Annotated in this window: 4 protein-coding genes; 1 reads left to right on the top strand and 3 read right to left on the bottom strand. The window is 71.4% G+C overall.

Features of this window, described 5'->3' with window-relative positions; all coding sequences use genetic code 11:
• Positions 1–21: 21 nt before the first annotated feature.
• The 3 genes from I59_RS12560 to I59_RS12550 form a co-directional block, all read right to left on the bottom strand.
• Complete coding sequence (locus I59_RS12560; protein WP_148286216.1) at positions 22–1,341, bottom strand: fibronectin type III domain-containing protein; 1,320 nt, start codon at positions 1,339–1,341, stop codon at positions 22–24.
• A 324-nt stretch (positions 1,342–1,665) separates the two neighbouring features.
• A complete protein-coding gene (locus tag I59_RS12555; RefSeq protein WP_022904163.1) occupies positions 1,666–3,534 on the bottom strand; it encodes a DEAD/DEAH box helicase in 1,869 nt (622 codons plus the stop codon).
• Positions 3,535–3,669: 135 nt separating this feature from the next.
• Complete coding sequence (locus I59_RS12550) at positions 3,670–4,146, bottom strand: MarR family winged helix-turn-helix transcriptional regulator (RefSeq protein ID WP_022904162.1); 477 nt, start codon at positions 4,144–4,146, stop codon at positions 3,670–3,672.
• A gap of 119 nt (positions 4,147–4,265) precedes the next feature.
• Between I59_RS12550 and I59_RS12545 the strand changes: the two genes are divergently transcribed.
• Complete coding sequence (locus I59_RS12545; protein WP_049976582.1) at positions 4,266–6,431, top strand: MDR family MFS transporter; 2,166 nt, start codon at positions 4,266–4,268, stop codon at positions 6,429–6,431.
• The last annotated feature ends 58 nt before the right edge of the window (positions 6,432–6,489 follow it).

Here is a 6,489-nt window from a genome sequence, read left to right as displayed (position 1 = left end):
TCCCGTCCGTCGTCGGTCGCGTCAGATCGCGAGGAGCCGGTCGTACTGCCCCGTCGCGAGTCGCTGCGCGGCCCCGCCCTCGGCGGGGATCCGCCACAGGCCGGAGTCGGCGTCGACGAACAGGTCGCCGGCGGAGTCCGCGGCGCTCGGGTAGAACCCGTTCGTCCAGACCTTCGGGCCGCCGGTGACGGCGAGGTCCTCGGTCGCCCCGGAGGCGTCCTGCACGAACAGGTGCGCCACCGCGTGGTCGGCGGTGCAGGGGTGGAACGGGTCCGCCTCGGAGATGGCGGCGCACCACCCGGCGGACTGACCGAGCAGCAGGGAGTCGTCGTTCGTCGCGCTGAACTGGTACGCGGTCCGCGTGCTGACCTTCACGAGCGTCGAGGAGCCGGGCGCGAGCGACCAGAAGCCGTTGTAGGCGCTGCCGCCGAACGCGCGGTAGTCGACGTACAGGGTCCCCTGGCCGTCGGCGAGGAGCCCGCCGAAGTAGCCGATGGGCTGCTGCTCGGCGTTCGCGACGGTCCGGGTGGTCACGTCGCCGTGCACGCTCCGGCTGACCACCGTGCCGCCGTTCGCGGTGGTCGTGAAGGTCGAGACCGTGCCGTCACGCCCGACCGTCCACGCCGTGCCGGTGGACGGCAGGATCGTCTTCGGGACGCCGCCGCCGATCGGCAGCTTCACGATCGCCCCCGTGACCGAGTCCTTCCAGTACACGTTGCCGGGGACGTCCGAACGGAGGTCCTTCGTCAGGTGCAGCCCGCTCGCGAGGACCCGCGCCGCTCCCCCGTCGGCCGGGTACTGCAGGAGCTTCGTGCCGTCGCTCGACGGGACGAAGACGTTGCCGACGTCGTCCGCGGCGAAACCGGCGCCGTGCTTCACGACGGTCTTCGGAGCGCCGCTCCCGGACGTCGGGAACCGCACCACGGCACCGCTCGCGTCGAGACCGTAGAGGGACTGCGTGACCGCCGTCGTGGCCGGGGCCGTGTACCGGACCGAGACCGCGCGACCGTCGCCCTTCGCACCGACCGCCCGCACCGAGAACGTGTAGCGGACGCCGGCCCGGATCCAGCCGTACCGGTCCGAGCGGACGGTGGCGGGCAGGACGTCGGTGCCGCTGCCGGGCTGCCCCTCGGTCGGGCGGATCGACACGCGCCAGTGCTGCACGGCCCCGCCGGACCGAGGCGCACCCCAGGTCAGCGTGGCTGCGTCGCCGGCGCCGCTGACGTGGACGGACGTCGGGACCCCGGGGAGCCTCGACGCGGGCGTGGCGGCCACTGCGGGCGTCACGCCACCGATCACCAACGCCGCGGCTGCTGCGGCGGTGAGCACTGCTCTGTACACGATCGATCCCCTCGTTCCCGTGGCCTTCGGGTGGCCACGGCTCAGGTCATCGAAGCACCGCGGGCGCGGAGCGTGGGACGGTCGGCGGCCATCGTGCGGGGTCGGCGTGCGGTTGGCGGGACCCCGCAAGCGCGGTCGGGGCAGGGCGCGCGGGCGCTGGCGTGCCCGAGTCTCGCGCTGGCGTGCCCGAGTCTCGCGCTGGCGTGCCCGAGTCTCGGGCTGGCCGACATGTCTCGGGCCCCGGAGCGCGAGACATGTCGGCCACGCCGAGTCTCGGCGCACGACGGCACCGGGCGGGGCGGCGGGCGGGGCGCCAGGCGCGACTCAGTGGCGCGGCTTGCGGCCCCCGCGGTCGTCCCGGTCGTCGCGGTCGTACGAGCGAGCGCCGCCACGCGGACCCCGGTCGTCGCGGTCGTACGAGCGACCGCCGCCACGCGGACCCCGGTCGTCCCGGTCGAACCGGCGGCCACCGCCACCGCCACCGCCACGACGGTCCGGCTTGATCTCGATGAGCTTCCCGCTGATCCGGGTGTCCGACAGCCGGTCGAGCACGCCCGCGTCCATGTCGGCCGGGAGCTCCACGATGGAGAAGTCCGGGCGGATCTGGATCGCGCCGAAGTCGTCGCGGCGCAGCCCGCCCTCGTTGGCGAGCGCACCGACGATCTGGCGCGGCTCGACCCGGTGGCGACGCCCGACCTCGATGCGGTACGCCGTCATCGGCTGCGAGCGACGCGGACCCCGGTCCTCGCGGTCGGCGCGGTCACCGCGGTCGTCCCGGTCACGGCGGGCACCCGCAGCGCCGTCCCGGCCGACCCGAGCGCTGAGCTCGTCGGAATCCGGGTCGAGCAGCAGCGGGTCGTCGCCCTGCGCCACCACGGCGAGGGCCGCGGAGACGTCCTCGGCGGGCACGTCGTGGTTGCGGACGTAGTGCGCGATGACGTCCCGGAACGCCGAGATGCGGTCCTGCTGCTCGAGCGCCGCGGTGATCGCGTCGTCGAAGCGGGTCAGGCGCGTCTCGTTGACGTCCTCGATCGTCGGGAGCTGCATCTGCGTGAGCGGCTGCTTCGTGTGGCGCTCGATGGCGGAGAGCAGGCGGCGCTCACGCGGCGTGACGAAGCTGATCGAGTCGCCCTTGCGGCCGGCGCGACCGGTGCGGCCGATGCGGTGGACGTACGACTCGATGTCGACCGGGATGTCGAAGTTCACGACGTGCGTGATGCGGTCGACGTCGAGACCACGGGCAGCGACGTCGGTGGCGACGAGGATGTCGAGCTTGCCGGACTTCAGCTGGTTCACGGTCCGCTCACGCTGAGCCTGGGCGACGTCGCCGCTGATGGCGGCCGCGGCGTACCCGCGGGCGCGGAGCTTCTCGGCGAGCGTCTCGGTCTCGCTCTTGGTGCGGACGAAGATGATCATGCCCTCGAAGTCCTCGACCTCGAGGATGCGGGTGAGGGCGTCGACCTTCTGCGGGTACGACACCATGAGGTAGCGCTGCGTGATGTTCGCCGCGGTCTTCGTCTTGGTCTTGACCGTGATCTCGGCCGGGTCCGTGAGGTACTGCTGCGAGATGCGACGGATCTGCGCGGGCATCGTCGCCGAGAACAGCGCGACCTGCTTGTCGTCCGGCGTCTCGGCGAGGATCGTCTCGACGTCCTCGGCGAAGCCCATCTTGAGCATCTCGTCGGCCTCGTCGAGCACGAGGTACTTCAGCTCGGACAGGTCGAGCGTGCCCTTGGCGATGTGGTCCATGATGCGACCGGGCGTGCCGACGACGACGTCGACGCCGCGACGGAGCGCCGAGAGCTGCACGCCGTACGCCTGACCGCCGTACACGGGCAGGACGTGCACGTGCTTCATGTGCGAGGCGAACTGCTCGAAGGCCTCGCAGACCTGGAGCGCGAGCTCGCGCGTCGGGGACAGCACGAGGGCCTGCGGCACCTTCGCGCCGGACTCCATCCGCGACAGGATCGGCAGCGCGAACGCGGCGGTCTTGCCGGTACCGGTCTGCGCGAGACCGACGACGTCGCGGCCCTCGAGGAGCGTCGGGATGGTGGCTTCCTGGATCGCGGACGGCGTCTCGTAGCCGATGTCCTTGACGGCCTTGAGCACCTGGTCACTCAGGCCGAGGTCGGCGAAGGTCACCACGGGCCCCTCGTCGACGGTCTCGGCAGTGCTGGTGTTCTCGGTGCTCATGGGGAGAACGGTATCCCGGATGTGGCACGGAGAGTGAATGCGCGGCGTACCCTCCACCGGCCTGGAGGCGCGGGGCGGGCCCGCACCGCGCCTCCAGTCCGTCCCGTGGTGACGCCGCGCTGACGCGACGCGCGGTCAGGAGGCCGCGTCGCGTGCAGCCGCGCCCACCCCGAACAGGACGTCGGCCTGGTCGTTGAGCCGTTCGAGCAGCCCGGCCAGCTGCCGGAGCTCCTCCGCGGCGAAGACCCCGGTGAGGTCGTCGAACACCTCGGCACCGGCGAGGTCCAGCTGGTCGAGGACCTCGACGCCGAGCGGCGCGAGCGAGAGGAGCGCCGCGCGGCCGTCCGCCGGGTCCGGCGCGGTCGAGAGGAAGCCGGCGTCGACGAGGGACGCCACCCGGCGGCTGATGACCGGCCGCGACAGCCCGGTCGCGTCGGCGATCGCCGTGGAGCGCACGGCACCGATGTGCTCGACGGCTCGCAGGATCACCCGCGCCGTCGGGTCGAGCCCCCCGCGCGACTCGATGAGCGATGCGCGGATCGTCTGCCGGACCCAGAGTCGGTCGAGCTGGGATCGCAGGAGTCGCTCGGCGGCGGCCCGGTCCTCGTTCACTGCGCCAGCGTACCCGGAGTATTTAGTTGCTTCCAGAACGCAACGGATGTATCGTTGCGCGGTCTGCAAACTTTCACAGCGCGTAACCCCGGTTCGCGCAGCTTGATCCAAGGAGCTCGATGACAGCCACCGCACCCGTCTCGGTGCAGGCCCCCGCGGCCGCAGGTGGGGCCGGTCAGCAGCCGCTGATGACCCACCGCCAGATCCTCCTCGTCATCTACGGCCTGATGGCGGGCATGTTCCTGTCATCGCTCGGCCAGACCGTCTTCGGCACCGCGATCCGGACGATCGGTGACGACCTGCACGGGCTCGACCAGCAGGCCTGGGTCACGACGGCGTACCTCATCACCTCCACGATCGCCACGCCCATCTACGGCAAGCTCTCCGACATCTTCGGCCGCCGGCCGCTCTACATCTTCGGCATCGTCGTCTTCATCCTCGGCGCCGTCCTGTCGTCCATGTCGACCTCGATGATCATGCTCGCCGGCTTCCGGGCCGTGCAGGGCATCGGCGCCGGTGCGCTCATGTCCCTCCCCCTGGCGATCATGGGCGACATCCTCGCCCCCCGGGAGCGTGCGAAGTACCAGGGCTACTTCCTCGCGGTCTTCGGCATCTCCTCCGTCATCGGGCCGCTCATCGGCGGTCTGCTCGCCGGCTCCTCCGAGATCCTGTGGATCACCGGCTGGCGCTGGGTGCTCCTCATCAACGTGCCGATCGGCATCGCGGCGCTGATCATGGTCATCGTCTTCCTGCACCTGCCGAAGGTGCACGGCGGGTCCGACAAGCCGGTCGTCGACTGGTGGGGTGCGACCGCGGTCATCGTCACGCTCGTCCCGCTGCTGCTCGTAGCCGAGCAGGGCCGCACCTGGGGCTGGGGCTCGCCGGCTGCCGTGGCCTGCTACGTGATCGGCGTCGTCGGACTGGTCGGGCTGCTGCTCGTCGAGTCGAAGATGGGCGACGCGGCGATCATCCCGCTGAAGCTGTTCCGCTCCGGCACGTTCTCGATGGCCACCGTGATCGGGTTCCTCGTCGGCTTCGCGATGTTCGGCGCCATGCTGACCATCCCGCTCTACCTGCAGATCGTCGTCGGTCTGACCCCGACCGAGTCCGGCTTCGCGACCCTGCCGCTCGTCGGTGGCCTGATGATCGCCTCGATCACGTCCGGTCAGATCGTGGCCCGGGTCGGCCACTACCGGATCTTCCCGGTGATCGGCACGTTCCTGGTGTCGACCGGCTACGTCGTCCTGACCTTCATGACGATCGACAAGCCGCTCTGGTTCCTCATGATCGGGATGTTCCTGATCGGCCTCGGCCTCGGCTCGGTGATGCAGTCGCTGACGCTCGCGTCGCAGGGGTCCGTCGAGGCGCGGGACATGGGTGTGGCGACGTCGTCGGCCACGTTCTTCCGCCAGATCGGCGGCACACTCGGCACCGCGGTGCTGCTCTCCGTGCTGTTCTCCGTGATGCCGGCGAACATCCTGCACGCGACGGCGAACCAGAAGGACCTCTCCGCAGCGCTCGGAGCCGCGACGAACCCGACGGTGGCCTCGGCCTCGGAGAACCGCGGCGTCATGGACAAGATCTGGACGCCGATCGTGACCCCGCTCGAGGACGGCGTGCAGGCGAAGCTCGACGACGCCTCGGCGCAGGCGACGACCGCTGCCGACGCTGCGGTCACGGAACAGGTGACCGCGGCCGTCCAGCAGCAGGTCGCCGCGGGCGCGGTGCCCGCCGCCGCAGCGCAGCAGGTCATCGACCAGCAGGTCGCCGCGGCCACCCCCGCCGCCGAGCAGCAGGCCCTCGCCGCCGTCGCGGACGAGGCGCACGCCACCGTCCAGGACGGCACCGTCTCCGTCGACTGGTCGAACGCCTCCCAGCGCTCGTACTGGGTCGACCAGCTCACCCCGGCACTGGCGAAGAAGATCGAGGACGGATCGGGCACGAGCGACACCGCGTCGAGCGCGAACGACACCTCGTTCCTGACCGGTGCGGACAGCCGACTCACGCGGCCGTTCATGGCGGGCTTCAACGCCTCGTCGGTGACGATCTACTGGGTCGGGCTCGGTGTGATCCTCCTCGCGTTCGTGCTCACCTGGTTCTTCCGGGTGCCGCCGCTGCGGCAGCGTTCAGCGCTGCAGGAGCGGGCCGACCTGTCCGCCGAGGCGGAGCTGGAGGCCGAGGCCGGTCTCGCCGCCGCCGAGGCCGGGTCCTTCACCGGACCGATGACGGGCTCCGTGCCGGTCACGTCCGCACCGACGAGCGGGTCCACCCCGACCCGCCGGTGACCGACCGGGCCGTCCGTCCGGGTCGCAAGGCGGACGGACGGCCCGACCCCCCCCCCCC

It is taken from the genome of Curtobacterium sp. B8, assembly GCF_000333315.1.
Lineage (GTDB): Bacteria > Actinomycetota > Actinomycetes > Actinomycetales > Microbacteriaceae > Curtobacterium > Curtobacterium luteum.
This window is presented reverse-complemented; position numbering and strand designations above follow the sequence as displayed.